This window comes from Blastococcus sp. DSM 46786, assembly GCF_900109665.1.
In the GTDB taxonomy this organism is placed as follows: Bacteria; Actinomycetota; Actinomycetes; order Mycobacteriales; family Geodermatophilaceae; genus Blastococcus; species Blastococcus carthaginiensis.
This window is the reverse complement of record NZ_FOAO01000012.1, coordinates 21,706-39,188: the sequence shown is the minus strand read 5'-3', so window position 1 is coordinate 39,188 and position 17,483 is coordinate 21,706. Positions and strand designations below refer to the sequence as shown.

The following is a 17,483-nucleotide window of genomic DNA, read 5'->3' as shown; positions in this document are numbered from 1 at the left end:
GAGTGAGTGACGCGATCCTCGTGCTCGAGGACGGCAGGACGTTCCGGGGCGAGGCCTACGGCGCGGTCGGGACGACGGTCGGCGAGGCGGTGTTCGCCACCGGCATGACCGGCTACCAGGAGACGCTGACCGACCCCAGCTACGCCGGCCAGATCGTGGCCATGACGGCGCCGCACATCGGCAACACCGGCGTCAACGGCGAGGACGACGAGAGCAGCCGCATGTGGGTCGCGGGCTTCGTCGTGCGCGACCCCGCCCGCCGCCCGGCGAGCTGGCGCGCCACCGGCAGCCTGGACGACGAGCTCGTCGCCCAGGGCGTGGTCGGGATCAGCGGCGTCGACACCCGTGCGCTGACCCGCCACCTGCGCGACCGGGGGGCGATGCGGGCCGGCATCAGCACCGACCTCTCCGCCGACGAGCTGCTCGCCCGCGTCACCGCGGCCGAGGGCATGACCGGCGCCGACCTCGCCCCGACGGTGAGCACCGGCGAGCCCTACGTCGTCCCGGCGGTGGGCGAGAAGCGGTTCACGATCGCCGCGCTCGACCTGGGCATCAAGACGGCCACCCCGCGCCACCTGGCCGCGCTCGGCGTCGAGACCCACGTGCTGCCCTCGACGGCCACCGCCGAGGAGCTGCTGGCGGCCGGGCCCGACGGGGTGTTCCTCTCCAACGGACCCGGCGACCCCGCCGCGGCCGACTACGCGGTCGAGGCGGTGCGGGGGGTGCTCGACGCCCGCCGCCCGCTGTTCGGCATCTGTTTCGGCAACCAGATCCTCGGGCGGGCGCTCGGCCTGGGCACCTACAAGCTGCGCTTCGGCCACCGTGGCCTGAACCAGCCGGTGCTCGACCGGGTCAGCGGCACGGTGCGGGTGACCAGCCACAACCACGGCTTCGCCGTCGACGCGGCGCTGGACCGGCCCACCGACACCCCGTACGGCCCGGTCGAGGTCAGCCACGTCGGGCTCAACGACGACGTCGTGGAGGGGCTGCGGTTGGTCGACGCCCCGGCCTTCAGCGTGCAGTTCCACCCGGAGTCCGCGGCCGGACCGCACGACGCGGCGCCGCTGTTCCAGCGCTTCGTCGACCTGATGGAGGCAGCCCGCAGCGGGGACCGCCCGGCCGTCAGCCCGCCCACCACGGTGCAGTCGAGCACGGGGGAGACCAACTGATGCCCAAGCGCACCGACATCGAGCACGTGATGGTGATCGGCTCCGGGCCGATCCTCATCGGCCAGGCCGCCGAGTTCGACTACTCCGGCACCCAGGCCTGCCGCGTGCTCAGGGCCGAGGGGCTGCGGGTCAGCCTGGTCAACAGCAACCCGGCGACGATCATGACCGACCCCGAGATCGCCGACGCCACCTACGTGGAGCCGCTGACCCCGGAGTTCGTGGAGAAGGTCATCGCCAAGGAACGCCCCGACGCGCTGCTGGCGACCCTCGGCGGGCAGACGGCGCTGAACATCGCGATCGGCCTGTACGAGAACGGGGTGCTCGAGAAGTACGGCGTGCAGCTCATCGGCGCCGACGTCGACGCGATCAACCGCGGCGAGGACCGGCAGATGTTCAAGGACATCGTCCGGTCCATCGGCGCCGACGCCCCGCGCTCGCGGGTCTGCTCGACGGTGGAGGAGGCGCTGGAGACCGCCGAGGAGGTCGGCTACCCGGTGGTCATCCGGCCGAGCTTCACCATGGGCGGTCTGGGCTCCGGCTTCGCCACCGACGAGCCGATGCTGCGCCGCATGGCCGCCCACGGGCTGGCCGACTCCCCGGTGGGGACGGTGCTGATCGAGGAGTCGGTGCTCGGCTGGAAGGAGTACGAGCTCGAGCTCATGCGCGACCGCAGCGACAACGTCGTCGTCATCTGCTCCATCGAGAACATCGACGCGATGGGCGTGCACACCGGCGACTCGGTGACCGTGGCGCCGGCGATGACCCTCACCGACGTCGAGTACCAGCGCATGCGTGACGTCGGCATCGCCGTCCTGCGCGAGGTCGGCGTCGACACCGGTGGCTGCAACATCCAGTTCGCCGTCAACCCGGCCGACGGCCGCCTGGTCGTCATCGAGATGAACCCCCGCGTGTCCCGCTCCAGCGCGCTGGCGTCCAAGGCGACCGGCTTCCCGATCGCCAAGATCGCCGCGAAGCTCGCCATCGGCTACACCCTCGACGAGATCACCAACGACATCACCGGTGTCACCCCGGCCGCCTTCGAGCCGACGCTGGACTACGTCGTGGTGAAGATCCCGCGGTTCGCGTTCGAGAAGTTCCCCGGCGCCGACCCCCGGCTGACCACGACGATGAAGAGCGTCGGCGAGGTCATGGCGATGGGCCGCAACTTCGCCGAGGCGCTGGGCAAGGCGATGCGCTCCACCGAGACGAAGGTGGCCGGTTTCTGGACGGGCGCGGCCGACCCGCGCTCGGCCGAGGAGCTCCTCGACGCACTGCGCACCCCGGTCGACGGCCGGCTCTACACCGCCGAGGCGGCGCTGGCGGCGGGCGCGACGGTCGAGCAGGTGGCCGAGGCCAGCGGCTTCGACCCGTGGTTCGTCGACCAGCTCCTGCTGGTCCGCGAGGTGGCCGCCGCCGTCCGCGAGACGCCGTCCCTGACCCCGGAGCTGCTCCGGCGGGCCAAGCGGCACGGGCTCTCGGACCGGCAGATCGCGGCGCTGCGGCCCGAGCTCGCCGGTGAGGACGGCGTCCGCGCGCTGCGCTGGCGGCTGGGCGTGCGGCCGGTCTACAAGACCGTGGACACCTGCGCCGCCGAGTTCGCCGCCCGCACCCCGTACCACTACTCCTCCTACGACGAGGAGACCGAGGTCCAGCCGCGGGAGAAGCCCGCGGTGCTGATCCTGGGCTCCGGGCCCAACCGGATCGGGCAGGGCATCGAGTTCGACTACTCCTGCGTGCACGCGGTCATGGCGCTGCAGGACGCCGGCTACGAGGCGGTGATGGTCAACTGCAACCCCGAGACCGTCTCCACCGACTACGACACCGCCGACCGGCTCTACTTCGAGCCGCTGACCTTCGAGGACGTCCTCGAGGTCGTGGAGGCCGAGCGCGCGGCCGGGCCGGTGGCCGGGGTGATCTGCACCCTCGGTGGCCAGACGCCGCTGGGCCTGGCGCAGCGGCTGAAGGACGCCGGCGTGCCGGTGCTCGGCACCTCGCCCGAGGCGATCGACGCCGCCGAGCACCGCGGGGCGTTCTCCCGCGTGCTCGCCGACACCGGCCTGCTGGCGCCCAAGCACGGCACGGCGACGACGTTCGCCGAGGCCCACGCCATCGCCACGGGGATCGGCTACCCGGTGCTGGTGCGCCCCTCCTACGTGCTGGGCGGGCGCGGCATGGAGATCGTCTACGACGACGCCACGCTCGAGGCGTACATCGCCAAGGCGACCGAGGTCAGCGCGGACCACCCGGTGCTGGTCGACCGCTTCCTGGAGGACGCCGTCGAGATCGACGTCGACGCCCTCTACGACGGCACCGACCTCTACCTGGGCGGGGTCATGGAGCACATCGAGGAGGCCGGCATCCACTCCGGCGACTCGGCCTGCGCGCTGCCGCCGATCACCCTCGGCTCGGCGGACCTGCTGAAGATCCGCGCGGCCACCGAGAAGCTCGCCGCCCGGATCGGTGTCCGCGGGCTGATGAACGTCCAGTACGCGATCAAGGACGACATCCTCTACGTGATCGAGGCCAACCCGCGGGCCAGCCGCACGGTGCCGTTCGTGTCCAAGGCGACGGCGGTGCAGCTGGCCAAGGCTGCGGCGCGGATCGCCGTCGGGGAGTCGATCGCCGACCTGCGCGCCGCCGGCGTGCTGCCGGCCACCGGTGACGGCACCGACCTGCCCGACGACGCCCCGATCGCGGTCAAGGAGGCGGTCCTGCCCTTCCACCGCTTCCGCACGGTCGAGGGCCACGGCGTCGACACCGTGCTCTCCCCGGAGATGAAGTCCACCGGCGAGGTCATGGGCCTGGACGCGCAGTTCGGCACGGCGTTCGCCAAGTCGCAGGCCGCCGCCTACGGGTCGCTGCCGACCGAGGGCACGGTGTTCGTGTCGCTGGCCAACCGGGACAAGCGCTCGGCGGTCTTCCCGATCAAGCGGCTGGCCGACCTGGGCTTCCGCCTGCTGGCCACCACCGGCACCGCGCAGGTGCTGCGGCGGCACGGGGTCGCGGCCGAGGTGGTCGGGAAGTTCAGCGAGGGGCCGGGCAACGTCGTGGAGCGGATCCAGGCCGGCGAGGTCGACCTGGTCGTCAACACGCCGTTCGGGGCGCCCGGCAACAGCGGGCCGCGGCTGGACGGCTACGAGATCCGCACGGCCGCGGTGAGCGCCGGCATCCCGTGCATCACGACGGTGCAGGGCATGGCCGCCGCGGTGCAGGGCATCGAGGCGCTCCGCCACGGCGGCATCGGGGTGCGCAGCCTGCAGGAGGTGCACGCTGCGCTGGCCGGCGGCACGCACGGCGGGCCGAGCACCTTCGCCGGGACGGGGGAGTGACCTCGGTGCCACCCGGCGCCGTGACCCGGCTGCGGGACGACCTCGTCGCCCGCGGGCTGGTCGACGGGCTGCCCGCGGCGTTCGCCGCGGGGGTCACCCGGTTCGGGCGGCCCCCGCAGGCGGAGCTCGACGCGCTGACCGGCGCAGCCACCGACCTGGCGGCCCGGCTCGCGACCGGCGCCGTCGGCGAGGACGACCTGCCGCTGCTGACCCGGGCGCTCTACACCGCCCGGCAGGCCGACCTGCTGGCCCGGCACGGGGTGCCGAGCCCGGCGTACGACGTGCTGGGCTCCTTCCGGGAGAACCTGGAGCGCCCGCTGGGCCCGCGGCTGCCCGAGCGGCCGACGGCGGGCGGCCGGCGCTGGCCGCTGCTCGGCCGCACGGTGGGGTTCCCGATCGGGGTGCCCTCCTGCGTGCTCAACGGCAGCGCGGCGTGGGTGCGGCGCAACGTGGCCGACGGCTGGAACGTGCTGACGTACAAGACCGTCCGCGGCCGTGCCCACCCGCCCAACGAGGCCCCGAACTGGACCGTCGCACCGGGGCTGACGGCGAGCCTCCCCCCGGGAGCCGGTGCGGACGTCGTCGCCGACCCGTGGGACTGGGTGCCGCCGGGCTCACCGGCGGTGAGCAGCGTGAACTCCTTCGGCGTCCCGTCGCCGGAGCCGGAGGAGTGGATGGCCGACCTCGCGCGCGCCGTCGCCGCGGTGGGGGACGAGCAGCTCCTCCTGGTGAGTGTCATGGGCGAGGACCCCGAGGGCGCCGGCGAGGCGGCCGCGCTGGCCGCCGACTTCGCCCGCACGGCGCGGCTGGCCGAGGAGGCGGGCGCGACGGTGGTCGAGCTGAACCTCTCCTGCCCGAACACCCTCGACCGGTCGGCGGCCGGGGTGAAGCCGCCGCTGTGCCTGGACGCCGACGCGACGGTCGCGGTCGTCGAGGCGGTGCGCCGGCAGCTGGACGACCGCACCGGTCTGGTGGCCAAGCTCTCCTGGCTCGACCGGGAGCGGCTCGCCGCCCTGGTCCCGCGGCTGGCCCCGCTGGTCGACGGGATCGCCGGGATCAACACCGTGCAGAGCCGGGTGCGGCGCAGCGACGGCACCCCGACCTTCCCCGGGCGGGAGCTGGCCGGGCTCTCGGGCATCGCGGTGCGCGGATCGGCGCTGGACTTCACCCGCCGCCTGGTGGCGCTGCGCGAGGCCGGCGGGGTGCCCTTCGACGTCCTGGCGATGGGCGGGGTGACCGACCCGGCGTCCTTCGAGGCCCTCTTCGCCGCCGGGGCCGACGCCGTGCAGTCCGCCGCCGGCGCGTTCGCCGACCCCCTGCTCGCCCGGCGCTGCGTCGACGAGCTGGGGGAGACCCTGTCCCGATCCGTGGAGGTCGAGTGACCGAGCTCGCGAGGTCACGCATGGGCACAGCACTGCCGGGCGCGAGTCCGACGAGCGACAGCGAGGAGGACTCGTGACTGCACCCTTCGGGCAGCGGCTGGCCGATGCGGTGGCCTCCCGCGGGCCGCTCTGCGTCGGCATCGACCCGCACGCCGCCCTCCTCGACGCCTGGGGGCTGCCCGACAGCGCCGCCGGGGTGGCCCGGTTCACCGACGCCGTCGTCGACGCGCTGGCGGGGTCGGTCGCCGTCCTCAAGCCGCAGATCGCCTTCTACGAGCGGTTCGGCTCCCGCGGCCTCGCCGTGCTCGAGGAGGGGGTGGCCCGGGCGCGCGCCGCCGGGGCGCTGGTGCTGCTGGACGCCAAGCGCGGCGACATCGGCTCCACCATGGCCGCCTACGCCGACCAGCTCCGGCCGGACCACCCGCTGGCGGTGGACGCGATGACGGTCAGCCCCTACCTCGGGCCGGGCTCGCTGCAGCCCGCGGTGGACACCGCCCGGCAGCACGGCGGGGGCCTGTTCGTGCTGGCCCGCACCTCCAACCCCGACGCCGGCACCCTCCAGCACGCGCTCGTGGGGGAGCGGTCGGCCGCACAGGTCGTCGTCGACACGGTGCGCGGCTGGAACACCCCCGGCTGGGTCGTGGGTGACCCGCTGCCCGACCCGGGGGCCCTGCGGGACCTCGCCACCGGGTTCGGCCCCAGCACCGGCTCCTTCGGCGTGGTGGTCGGGGCGACCCTGCGCGACCTCGACGTCGACCTCTCCGGCCTGGGGGGTCCGGTCCTCGCGCCCGGGCTCGGCGCGCAGGGCGGGACGGTCGCCGACCTGCGCAGGCTGTTCGGCGACCGCGCGGCGGTCGTGCCCACGGTGTCCCGCGACGTGCTGGGCGCGGGCCCGGACGCGACGGCGCTGCGGGTCGCGGCCGAGCGCTGGGCGGAGGCCCTGGCGGCATGAGGCGGGCGCTGCCGTGGCTGGCCGGGGCGCTCGGCGCCGCGCTGCTCGTCGCCGGGGTGCTCGCCTTCGCCGCGGCCAACCGCCCGGGTGCCGGGTCGGGGCTCGCCGACGCCGCTTGATCAGCCGCGCGATACCGCCGCCGTCCTCGCCGCACACCGCGAGGACGGCGACCGCACCGCGAGGTCGACGCCCCTCACGCACGGGACGCGGCACCCGAGAGCCGCTCCCCGAGCCGTGCGCCGAGCCGCTGACCGGGCCGGAACGGCCGTCGGGCGTGTCGTCTCGTCGGCGTGTCGGGTTCCCGACCCCCGCCTGCGCGGGGCGCCGACGCGGCGAAACCGGACCGTCCGGATAGAGGCCCCGACCTGGGATGATTACGCACGGTCACCGGACAGGCAGCGATCGTGTGAACGTGGGGTTCCCGGGTCGCGCGGCCGGTCTCCGTGCCCGCGCGTGACCTGCGGATTTGCCGGGAACCACGGCGACCGAGAGGCTCGCGGCGGAGACGCGGTGCGTCTCCGCAAACCGAACGACCGCCGGTCGGAGATCGGCCGACGACGACACACGATTGGGTTGCACGATGCCCCTGCCTGAACTGTCCCCGGAACAGCGGGCCGCCGCCCTCGAGAAGGCGGCCGCGGCCCGCAAGGCGCGCGCCGAGCTGCGCGAGCGACTCAAGAGCAAGGGCGCCACGGTCGGCGACGTCCTCAAGCAGGGCGAGACCGACGAAGTGATCGGCAAGATGCGGGTCTCCGCCGTGCTGGAATCCCTGCCCGGTGTGGGCAAGGCGCGGGCTGCGAAGATCATGGAGCGCCTGGAGATCTCCCCCACGCGGCGCGTGCGGGGGCTGGGCGCCAACCAGCGGCGGGCGCTGGAGGCCGAGTTCGGCGGCGACAAGGTCGACGCCGATCAGGTCCCCGCCGACGGCTCCGTCTGAGGAGGGTCGTCGGCAACCGCCGACGACCCCGGGCGAGGACGACGAGTGGCTGTAGCGACACCGGCACGGCTGACCGTGCTCTCGGGACCCTCCGGGGTCGGCAAGGGCACCGTGGTCGCCGAGGTCCGGCGGCGGCACCCCGAGGTCTGGGTGTCGGTGTCGGCCACCACTCGTCGTCCCCGGCCCGGTGAGGTCGACGGCGTGCACTACCACTTCGTCTCCGCCGCCGAGTTCGACCGCCTGATCGCCACCGAGGGGCTGCTGGAGTGGGCCGAGTACGCGGGCAACCGCTACGGCACCCCGCTCGCGCCGGTGCAGGCGCAGCTGGCCAGCGGCCGGCCCGCGCTGCTGGAGATCGAGCTGCAGGGCGCCCGGCAGGTCCGGGCGCGGGCGCCGGAGGCCCAACTGGTCTTCCTGGCCCCGCCCTCGTGGGCCGAGCTGGTGAGCCGGCTGGCCGGCCGGGGGTCCGAGCCGGCCGCCGTCCAGGAGCGCCGGCTGGCGATCGCGCAGGCCGAGCTTGACTCCTCGGGCGAGTTCGACGTGGTGGTCGTCAACGACGACGTCGCCCGCGCCGCGGACGAGTTGGTAGGCTTGCTGACTGCGCCGTCACCCGGTCCGTCTGCGGGGGGCAGCGCCCACGAGTGAGCCCGCCGGTCCGCCGGCCCGCCCGCTCCCACGAAAACGATCGAGGAGACCCGTCCGACCGTGTCCGGAGTCGCACCCGCCCCCGAGGGCATCACCAACCCGCCGATCGACGAGCTGCTCGAGCGCACCAGCAGCAAGTACGGCCTGGTGATCTTCGCCGCCAAGCGCGCGCGCCAGATCAACGCCTACTACAGCCAGCTCTCCGAGGGCCTGCTGGAGTACGTCGGCCCGCTGGTCGACACCGCGCCCCAGGAGAAGCCGCTGTCGATCGCGCTCCGCGAGATCAACGAGGGCCTCCTGGCGCACACCGCCGGCGAGAACTGAAGAAGGACCCCCTCGCCCCCCACCGCTCGCGAGCTCGCGGCGGGGCCCTGCGAGGGGGCCGTTCCAGCACCCCAAGTGATGACGACGCACCCGGCAGCTGCTGCCGGGTGCGTCGTTCTTCGAGAGCAGTGCCGCAGGCTCCGGTCACACACCGGAGGTGCGATCGGGAGGATGAGCGCATGAGCCGGATCGTGCTGGGCGTCAGCGGGGGAGTGGCCGCGTACAAGGCCGCGCTGCTGCTGCGGGCCTTCACCGAGGCGGGGCACGACGTCCGCGTCGTCCCCACGCCCGGGGCGCTGCACTTCGTCGGGGCCGCGACCTTCGAGGCGCTGTCCGGCAACCCGGTGACCACCGACGTGTGGTCCGACGTCCCCGAGGTCGCGCACGTGCGCATCGGGCAGAACGCCGACCTCGTCGTCGTCGCCCCCGCCACCGCCGACCTGCTGGCGCGCGCCGCCGCGGGCCGGGCGGACGACCTGCTGACCGCCACCCTGCTCACCGCGCACTGCCCGGTGGTCTTCGTGCCGGCCATGCACACCGAGATGTGGCTGCACCCCGCGACGCAGGACAACGTCGCCACGCTGCGCCGCCGGGGCGCGATCGTCCTCCCGCCGGCGGTCGGCCGGCTCACCGGGCCCGACTCCGGACCCGGCCGGCTGCCCGAGCCCGCCGACGTCGCCGCGCTGGCCGCGGTCGTGCTCGAGGGCGGGGCCGCCGCGCTGCCCCGCGACCTCGCCGGCCGGAAGGTCGTCATCAGCGCCGGCGGCACCCGTGAGCCGCTGGACCCGGTGCGCTACCTGGGCAACCGATCGTCGGGCAAGCAGGGCTGGGCGCTGGCTCGCGTCGCCGCCGCCCGGGGCGCCGACGTGGTGCTCGTCGCAGCCAACGTGGAGGCCCCCGTGCCCTTCGGCGTCCGGGTCGTGGCCGTGGAGACGGCCGAGCAGCTGCGCACCGCGATGCTCGCCGAGGCCGGGGCGGCTGGGGGGGCGACAGCCGACGTGGTGGTCATGAGCGCGGCGGTGGCCGACTTCCGCCCGGCCGGCGTCGCCGCGACCAAGCTCAAGAAGGGCTCGGCCGGTGAGCCGACCGCGGTCGAGCTCGTCCGCAACCCCGACGTGCTCACCGAGCTCGTCGGCGAGCGGGCACCCGGCCAGCTGGTGGTCGGCTTCGCCGCCGAGACCGGGGACGCCGACGCCGACGTGCTCACCCACGCCCGGGCGAAGCTCGCCCGCAAGGGGTGCGACCTCCTGGTGGTCAACGACGTCTCGGCGGGGCAGGTCTTCGGCCGGCCGGACAACGCCGTCGTCGTGCTCGCCGCCGACGGCCCCGCCACCGAGGTCCCGCGGGGCAGCAAGGACGCCGTGGCCGCCGGGATCTGGACCGCGGTCGCAGCCCGGCTGACCCCGCCCGGGCGGGCCTGACGCACGCCGTCGTGCCCGCCTGCGGAGCGCGCCGGTAACGTTCCTCCCCGGTGCTCCGCACCGAACGACCCGTCGAGCCACGTCCCCAGGGAGTCCGAGTGCCACGCCGCCTCTTCACGTCCGAGTCGGTGACCGAGGGCCACCCGGACAAGATCGCCGACCAGATCAGCGACTCGATCCTGGACGCGATGCTCGGCCAGGACCCGCGCAGCCGCGTCGCCGTCGAGACGCTGATCACCACCGGCCAGGTGCACATCGCCGGCGAGGTCACCACGGCCGGATACGTCGACATCCCGGCGATCGTCCGCGAGACGGTCCTGCGGATCGGCTACGACTCCTCCCGGAAGGGCTTCGACGGCGCCTCCTGTGGTGTCAGCGTCTCCATCGGCGCGCAGTCCCCCGACATCGCCCAGGGCGTCGACATCGGGTACGAGTCGCGCACCCAGGCCCAGGTCCGCGACCAGGAGCAGGCCGTCGAGGACGCGATCGAGCGCCAGGGCGCCGGCGACCAGGGCCTGATGTTCGGTTACGCGACCGACGAGACCCCCGAGCTGATGCCGCTGCCGATCGCGCTGGCGCACCGCCTCTCCCGCCGGCTCTCCGCGGTGCGCAAGGACGGCTCGGTGCCCTACCTGCGCCCCGACGGCAAGACCCAGGTCACCGTGGTCTACGAGGACGACCGCCCGGTCGCCGTCGACACCGTCGTCGTCTCCTCGCAGCACGCGGAGGACATCTCCATCGAGACGCTGCTGACCCCCGACATCGAGGAGCTCGTCGTCGAGCCGGAGCTGGCCGCCCTCGGCCTCCCCACCACGGGGCACCGGCTGCTGGTGAACCCGACCGGGAAGTTCGTCATCGGCGGCCCGATGGGCGACGCCGGGCTCACCGGCCGCAAGATCATCGTCGACACCTACGGCGGCATGGCCCGGCACGGCGGCGGCGCCTTCTCCGGCAAGGACCCGTCGAAGGTGGACCGCTCGGGCGCCTACGCGATGCGCTGGGTGGCCAAGAACGTCGTCGCCGCGGGTCTCGCCCGCCGCTGCGAGGTTCAGGTGGCCTACGCCATCGGCGCGGCGCACCCGGTCGGGCTGTTCGTCGACACGCAGGGCACCGGCACGGTCGCCGACGAGGTGCTGGAGAAGGCGATCACCTCGGTGTTCGACCTGCGGCCGGGCGCCATCGTCCGCGACCTGGACCTGCTGCGGCCGATCTACGGCCCCACCGCCGCCTACGGACACTTCGGTCGCGCCGACCTCGACCTGCCCTGGGAGCGGCTGGACCGCGTCGAGGCGCTCAAGGCCGCGATCGGCTGATGAAGGACCCCCTCCCTCCCCAGCCTTCGCACGCTCAGGCCGGGCCCCGGGGAGGGGGCCGTTCCAGTCAGTAGCGGCGGGGAGACTGATCGGGTGCAGGTCGCCCGGGTCGTCGTGGACGTCCCCCTGGCGCACCTGGACCGGCCCTTCGACTACGCCGTCCCGGAGAAGTTCGCCGAAACGGTGCAGGCCGGGTGCCGGGTGCGGGTCCGGTTCCACGGCCGGCTGGTCGACGGCGTGGTCTGGGAGCTCGCGGACACCACGGACTTCACCGGCACGCTGCAGCCGCTCTCCCACGTGCCCTCCGGGGAGCCGGTTCTCACTCCCCAGGTGGCGCGGCTGGTCCGGGCGGTGGCGGACCGCTACGCGGGCACCGCCGGCGACGTGCTGCGGCTGGCCCTGCCCCCGCGCCGCGGCGCGGCGGAGAAGCGCGAGTCGCCGACGCCCGAGGCGCTGCCCGAGCCGCCGGACCCCGCCGGGTTCGCCCGGTACCAGGCCGGTCCGGCGCTCCTCACCGCCCTGGCCGAGGGGCGGCCGGCGCGCGCGGTCTGGACGGCGCTGCCCGGTGAGGACTGGCCCACCCGGCTCGTCGAGCTGTGCCGCGCCGCGCTGTCGGGGCGGCGCGGCTCGCTGGTCGTCGTCCCCGACGGCCGGGACCTGGACCGGCTGACGGCGGCGGCGCAGCGCCTGCTGCCCGAGCGCTCGTTCACGGTGCTGCGGGCCGACGACTCCCCGGAGAAGCGCTACCGCCGGTTCCTCGCCGCCTCCCGGGGCGCCGCCCAGGTGGTGCTCGGCACCCGGGCGGCGATGTTCGCGCCGGTCCGCGACCTCGGCCTGGTGGTCGTCTGGGACGACGGCGACGACCTGCACTCCGACGAGCGCGCGCCCTACCCGCACGCCCGCGACGTGCTCGTGCAGCGGGCCTGGCTGGACTCCTGCGCCGCGGTCGTCGCGGGAACGTCGCGCACCGCCGAGGCCGCACTGCTGGTGGAGTCCGGCTGGGCGAACGAGCTGGTCGCCGACCGCGCCGCGCTGCGCGCGTCCGCTCCCCGGGTGCAGGCGCTGGGCGACGACTTCGAGCTGGCCCGCGACCCCGCGGCCCGCACCGCCCGCCTGCCCTCGCTGGCCTACGAGACGGCCCGCCGGGCGCTGGCCGCCGGCGCACCGGTGCTGGTGCAGGTACCGCGGCGCGGCTACGTCCCGTCGCTGGCGTGCGCCCGCTGCCGGGCACCCGCCCGGTGCGCTCACTGCTCCGGCCCGCTCGGCATCTCCGCGCGCCCCGGTCCCGGGGGAGCCCGCATCCCGGCCTGCCGCTGGTGCGCCCGTCCGGCCGCCACCTTCGACTGCCCGCACTGCCACGCGACGAAGCTGCGGGCCGCGGTGGTGGGGGAGTCGCGCACCGCCGAGGAGCTCGCGCGCGCCTTCCCGGGCACGACCGTGCGCACCTCCGGCAGCACGTCCGGGGTCCTCGCCACCGTGCCCGCGGGGCCGGCGCTGGTCGTCGCGACGCCGGGCGCGGAGCCGGTGGCCGACGGCGGGTACGGCGCCGCGCTGCTGCTGGACTCCTGGGCGCTGCTGGGCCGGGCCGACCTGCGCGCCGGGGAGGAGACGCTGCGCCGGTGGGCCAACGCCGCCGCGCTCGTGCGGCCGGCCTCGGCCGGCGGCCAGGTGGTCGTCGCCGCCGACGCCGCCCACCCGGTCGTGCAGGCCCTGGTGCGCTGGGACCCGGCCTGGCTGGCCGAGCGGGAGCTCGCCGACCGCCGGGAGCTCGGTTTCCCGCCGGTGACGCGCATGGCATCGCTGGTGGCGTCGCCGTCGGCGCTGGGCGAGTTCCTGGCCGCGGCGCGGCTGCCGGCCGGCGCCGATCTCCTGGGGCCGGTCCCGGAGCGGCCCCGGCCCGGGCAGGAGGGGGAGCGCGAGCGGTACTTGGTGCGCGTGCCGCGCACCGAGGGCGCTGCCCTGGCGCACGCGCTGGCCGAGGTGCAGGGGGTGCGGAGCGCGAAGAAGGTGCCCGAGCACGTGCGCGTGCAGCTCGACCCGCTCGACCTGGTCTAGCCGCGTCTTCCCGGCAGCGCTTCCCCCGGCAGCGCTCTCCCCAGCAGTGCTGTCTCAGGGGGAGTCACTCTCTGCCCCGCCCGGGTGGGCAGAGGACGACTGTCTCCGGGGAAGCCTGGTGCCTTGCCCTCCTCGGCCGGACACCGGCGAGCTGCGACGATGCCGCGGGTGGAGACGATCGGGTTGCTGGGCGGGATGAGCTGGGAGAGCAGCACGCTCTACTACCGGCTGCTCAACGAGCAGGTGCGCGACCGGCTCGGCGGGTTCCACTCGGCGCGCTGCATCCTGCTGTCGGTGGACTTCGCCGTCATCGAGCGGCTGCAGGCCGCCGGCGACTGGGCCGCGGCCGGCGAGCTGCTGGCGGCTGACGCCCGCGCGCTGCAGGCCGCCGGCGCCGACTTCGTGCTCCTGTGCACCAACACGATGCACACCGTCGCCGACGCGGTGACGAGCGGGATCGACGTCCCGTTCCTGCACATCGGCGACAGCACCGCCGAGGCGATCAGCGCCGCAGGGCTGTCCCGCATCGGCCTGCTGGGCACCCGCTACACGATGGAGCAGCCCTTCCTGGCCGACCGGCTGGCGGCCGCGGGGCTGGAGGTGCTGGTTCCCGAGCAGGCCGACCGCGACCTGGTGCACCGGGTCATCTACGAGGAGCTCGTGCTCGGCGTCGTCCGCGGGGAGTCGCGGCGGGCCTACCAGGAGGTGGTCGACCGGCTGGTGGCCCGCGGCGCGCAGGGCGTCGTGCTCGGCTGCACCGAGATCGAGCTGCTGATCGGGCCGGGTGACGTGCCCGTCGCGACCTTCCCGACGACGGCGCTGCACGTCGCCGCCGCCGTCCGGGCCGCGCTGGCCGAGGAGGGCGCGGCACCCCCGCATACGATCGACCGGTGAGCGTCACCCCCATCCGGCTGTTCGGCGACCCGGTGCTGCACCGGCCCGCGGCCCCGGTCGTGGACTTCGACGCCGAGCTCCGGCGGCTCGTCGACGACCTGACCGACACCATGCAGGCCGCCGGGGGCGCTGGCCTGGCGGCGCCGCAGATCGGCGTCGGCCTCCGGGTCTTCACCTGGTACGTCGACGGCGAGGTCGGCCACCTGGTCAACCCCGACGTCGCCGCGGTGGGGGAGGAGGTGCAGGACGGCCCCGAGGGCTGCCTCTCCATCCCCGACCTGCGCTACGACTGCCGCCGCCACCTGCACGTGGTCGCCTCCGGCTGGAACGTGCACGGCGACCCGGTGCGGGTCGAGGGCTCCGAGCTGCTGGCCCGCGCGATCCAGCACGAGACCGACCACCTCGACGGCGTGCTGTTCGTCGAGCGGCTCGCCGACGCCGACCGCGCCGCCGCGCTCGCCGAGATCCAGGCCGCCGAATGGCAGGGCCACGGCAGCTACCTCCCCGTCGTGAAGGTGAGCCCGCACTGAAGCTCCTGTTCGCCGGCACCCCGGCGCCCGCCGTCCCCTCCCTGGATGCGCTGCTCGCCTCCGACCACGAGGTCGTCGCCGTGCTCACCCGGCCGGACGCCCGTTCGGGGCGCGGCCGGAAGGTCAGCCGTTCCCCGGTCGCGGAGCGGGCCGACGCGGCCGGGCTCCCGGCGCTCCAGCCGCGGTCACCCCGCGAGCCCGCGTTCCTCGAGCAGCTCGCGGGGCTCGGCGTCGACTGCGTGCCCGTGGTCGCCTACGGCGCGCTGGTGCCCCAGGCGGCGCTGGACGTGCCGGCGCGCGGCTGGGTGAACCTGCACTTCTCCCTGCTGCCCGCGTGGCGGGGGGCCGCGCCGGTGCAGCACGCGATCATGGCCGGCGACGAGGTGACCGGGGCGTCCACCTTCCTCCTGGAGGCCGGCCTCGACACCGGCCCGGTCTACGGCACGCTCACCGAGGCGATCCGGCCGCGGGACACCGCCGGCGACCTGCTCGAGCGGCTCGCCGTCAGCGGTGCGCAGCTGCTGCTGGCCACGCTGGACGGCATCGCCGCGGGCGCGCTGGAGCCGCAGCCGCAGCCGGCCGAGGGCATCAGCCTCGCCCCGAAGGTCGAGACGGCGGACGCCCGCGTCGACTGGGCGCTGCCGGCGCACGTGGTGGACCGGCGGATCCGCGGGGGCTCCCCGGCTCCGGGCGCGTGGACGACGTGGCGCGGGGAGCGGCTGCGGCTCGGCCCCGTCGTGCCCGCGCCGGAGGGGCCCGCCCTCGGGCCCGGCGAGCTGCAGGTCGGGAGCGGAGGCGTGCTCGTGGGCACCGGTAACGGCGCGGTGCAGCTGGACCGGGTGCAGCCCGCGGGCAAGCGGATGCTGCCGGCCGCGGACTGGGCCCGCGGGGCGCGACCCGGACCGGGCGAGCGGCTGGGCGGCGAGTGACCCGCCCGCCGAAGCGCCAGGGGGGCGGCCCGCGCCGCGGTGGCCGCCCGCACCCGGCCGCGCGACGACGTCCGCTCGACGGCGCCCGGCTGACCGCCTACGACGTCCTCGACGGCGTCTCGGCGCGCGACGCCTACGCCAACCTGCTCCTCCCGCAGCTGCTGCGCGAACGCGGCCTCGAGCCCCGCGACGCCGCCTTCGCCACCCAGCTCGCCTACGGCGCGCTGCGCGCCCGGGGCACCCTCGACGCGATCCTCACCGGCCTCGTGTCCCGCCCGCTGCCCGAGCTGGACCCGCGGGTGCTGGACCTGCTGCGGCTGGGCGCCTACCAGATCGTGGACCTGCGGGTGCCCTCGCACGCGGCCGTGGACACCACCGTCGCCCTGACCCGCGCGATCGTCGGCACCGGGGCCTCCGGTCTGGTCAACGCCGTGCTGCGCAAGGTCGCGGCGGGTGGTGACCGGGCCTCCTGGCTGGCGACGCTGGGTGCCGAGGGCGACGAGCGGCTGGCGCTGGCCAGCGACCACCCGCGCTGGATCGTCGAGGCCTGGCGCGACGCGCTCGGGGATGAGGCCGAGCTGGAGCCGGCGCTGCTCGCCGACGACGCAGCCCCGGAGGTGCACCTGGTCGCCCGCCGGATGGAGCGCGACGCCCTCGCCGAGGAGTCCGGCGGCGAGCCCGGCCCCTGGTCGCCGTACGCGGTGCGGCTCGGCGGGGGAGACCCCGGCCGGCTGGCCTCGGTGCGCGCGGGACGCGCGGCGGTGCAGGACGAGGGCAGCCAGCTCGCCGCGCTGCTGCTCACCCGCGCTCCGCTGGAGGGGCGGGACGAGGCGTGGCTGGACGTGTGCGCCGGCCCCGGCGGCAAGGCGGGGCTGCTCGCCGCGCTCCGCCCCGAGGGGGTCCGGCTCACCGCCGCCGACCGCGCGCCGCACCGCGCCGAACTGGTGCGCCAGGCGCTGGGCGGGGAGGCCGACGTCGAGGTGCTGGCCGCCGACGGCCGCGAGCCGCCGTGGGCGCCCGGGACGTTCGACCGGGTGCTCCTGGACGCGCCGTGCACGGGGCTGGGAGCGCTGCGCCGCCGCCCGGAGGTGCGCTGGCGGCGTACGCCGGAGGACGTTCCCGCGCTGGTGGAGCTGCAGACCGAGCTGCTCGCCGCCGCGCTGGCCTCGGTGCGCCCGGGCGGGGTGCTGGCCTACGTCACGTGCTCGCCGCACACCGAGGAGACGGCGGCCGTCGTCGACACCGCCGCCGCCCGGGACGACGTCGAGGTGCTGCCGGTGGCACCGCTGTTCCCGGAGGTGCCGGGCATCGCACGCGGGGACCACGGGCAGCTGTGGCCGCACCGGCACGGCACCGACGCGATGTTCATGGCGCTGCTCCGCCGCACCCGCTGACCGACGCGGCCGCTCCCGGCCTGACGATCGGGTCAGAAGGGTGGCGGGTCGTCGTCCGGGTCCGGTGCCTGGTTCGGTTCCGGGTCCGGTGGTGGTTGTGGTGGTGCGGTGAGAACGCGGAAGCCCGGTGGTCGGCTGGTGCGGGTGACGCCGGTGGGGGTGATGACGGTGAGCACGCCGTCGGGGTCGAGGGTGTGGGTCCAGCCGGG

Annotated in this window: 15 protein-coding genes; all 15 read left to right on the top strand. The window is 75.5% G+C overall.

Annotated features, from left to right (window positions below; genetic code table 11):
- Positions 1-2: 2 nt before the first annotated feature.
- Positions 3-1,169, top strand: coding sequence for a glutamine-hydrolyzing carbamoyl-phosphate synthase small subunit (gene carA / locus BMW62_RS12300; protein WP_091931154.1), 1,167 nt, complete (start codon positions 3-5; stop codon positions 1,167-1,169).
- Positions 1,169-4,498: a carbamoyl-phosphate synthase large subunit gene (carB, locus tag BMW62_RS12295; protein ID WP_091931153.1), complete on the top strand. Its 3,330-nt coding sequence runs from the start codon at positions 1,169-1,171 to the stop codon at positions 4,496-4,498. Before carA ends, carB begins: the two co-directional genes overlap by 1 nt.
- A gap of 5 nt (positions 4,499-4,503) precedes the next feature.
- The gene (locus BMW62_RS12290) at positions 4,504-5,880 is read left to right on the top strand and encodes a beta/alpha barrel domain-containing protein (RefSeq protein WP_244524000.1); all 1,377 of its coding nucleotides are present in this window, start codon (positions 4,504-4,506) and stop codon (positions 5,878-5,880) included.
- Positions 5,881-5,953: 73 nt separating this feature from the next.
- Positions 5,954-6,832: an orotidine-5'-phosphate decarboxylase gene (gene pyrF, locus BMW62_RS12285; RefSeq protein WP_091931151.1), complete on the top strand. Its 879-nt coding sequence runs from the start codon at positions 5,954-5,956 to the stop codon at positions 6,830-6,832.
- Positions 6,829-6,951, top strand: a complete 123-nt coding sequence (locus BMW62_RS23480) for a hypothetical protein (RefSeq protein WP_280138651.1) — start codon at positions 6,829-6,831, stop codon at positions 6,949-6,951. Before pyrF ends, BMW62_RS23480 begins: the two co-directional genes overlap by 4 nt.
- A 461-nt stretch (positions 6,952-7,412) precedes the next feature.
- The gene (mihF, locus tag BMW62_RS12280) at positions 7,413-7,769 is read left to right on the top strand and encodes an integration host factor, actinobacterial type (protein ID WP_091931150.1); all 357 of its coding nucleotides are present in this window, start codon (positions 7,413-7,415) and stop codon (positions 7,767-7,769) included.
- Between the two features lie 45 nt (positions 7,770-7,814).
- A complete protein-coding gene (gmk, locus tag BMW62_RS12275) occupies positions 7,815-8,414 on the top strand; it encodes a guanylate kinase (protein WP_091931149.1) in 600 nt (199 codons plus the stop codon).
- 60 nt (positions 8,415-8,474) lie between these two features.
- Positions 8,475-8,738, top strand: a complete 264-nt coding sequence (gene rpoZ / locus BMW62_RS12270) for a DNA-directed RNA polymerase subunit omega (RefSeq protein WP_014376157.1) — start codon at positions 8,475-8,477, stop codon at positions 8,736-8,738.
- A gap of 179 nt (positions 8,739-8,917) precedes the next feature.
- Positions 8,918-10,159: a bifunctional phosphopantothenoylcysteine decarboxylase/phosphopantothenate--cysteine ligase CoaBC gene (gene coaBC, locus BMW62_RS12265; protein ID WP_091931148.1), complete on the top strand. Its 1,242-nt coding sequence runs from the start codon at positions 8,918-8,920 to the stop codon at positions 10,157-10,159.
- 98 nt (positions 10,160-10,257) lie between these two features.
- A complete protein-coding gene (metK, locus tag BMW62_RS12260) occupies positions 10,258-11,472 on the top strand; it encodes a methionine adenosyltransferase (protein WP_091931147.1) in 1,215 nt (404 codons plus the stop codon).
- A gap of 93 nt (positions 11,473-11,565) precedes the next feature.
- The gene (locus BMW62_RS12255; protein ID WP_091931146.1) at positions 11,566-13,527 is read left to right on the top strand and encodes a primosomal protein N'; all 1,962 of its coding nucleotides are present in this window, start codon (positions 11,566-11,568) and stop codon (positions 13,525-13,527) included.
- A gap of 168 nt (positions 13,528-13,695) precedes the next feature.
- On the top strand, positions 13,696-14,421 hold the full coding sequence (locus tag BMW62_RS12250; RefSeq protein ID WP_091931145.1) for an aspartate/glutamate racemase family protein: 726 nt from the start codon (positions 13,696-13,698) through the stop codon (positions 14,419-14,421).
- Positions 14,418-14,951, top strand: coding sequence for a peptide deformylase (gene def, locus BMW62_RS12245; RefSeq protein WP_091931144.1), 534 nt, complete (start codon positions 14,418-14,420; stop codon positions 14,949-14,951). The genes BMW62_RS12250 and def overlap by 4 nt, the downstream gene beginning before the upstream one ends.
- The gene (gene fmt / locus BMW62_RS12240; protein WP_091931143.1) at positions 14,900-15,880 is read left to right on the top strand and encodes a methionyl-tRNA formyltransferase; all 981 of its coding nucleotides are present in this window, start codon (positions 14,900-14,902) and stop codon (positions 15,878-15,880) included. Before def ends, fmt begins: the two co-directional genes overlap by 52 nt.
- A complete protein-coding gene (locus tag BMW62_RS12235; RefSeq protein ID WP_091931142.1) occupies positions 15,877-17,274 on the top strand; it encodes an RsmB/NOP family class I SAM-dependent RNA methyltransferase in 1,398 nt (465 codons plus the stop codon). The genes fmt and BMW62_RS12235 overlap by 4 nt, the downstream gene beginning before the upstream one ends.
- Positions 17,275-17,483: the final 209 nt, after the last annotated feature.

Excerpts from the sequence above, each read along its gene's own strand:
- carB (WP_091931153.1), top strand. The coding sequence starts at position 1,169 with ATGCCCAAGCGCACCGACATCGAGCACGTGATGGTGATCGGCTCCGGG.
- BMW62_RS23480 (WP_280138651.1), top strand. The coding sequence starts at position 6,829 with ATGAGGCGGGCGCTGCCGTGGCTGGCCGGGGCGCTCGGCGCCGCGCTG.
- mihF (WP_091931150.1), top strand. The coding sequence starts at position 7,413 with ATGCCCCTGCCTGAACTGTCCCCGGAACAGCGGGCCGCCGCCCTCGAG.
- coaBC (WP_091931148.1), top strand. The coding sequence starts at position 8,918 with ATGAGCCGGATCGTGCTGGGCGTCAGCGGGGGAGTGGCCGCGTACAAG.
- fmt (WP_091931143.1), top strand. The coding sequence starts at position 14,900 with ATGGCAGGGCCACGGCAGCTACCTCCCCGTCGTGAAGGTGAGCCCGCA.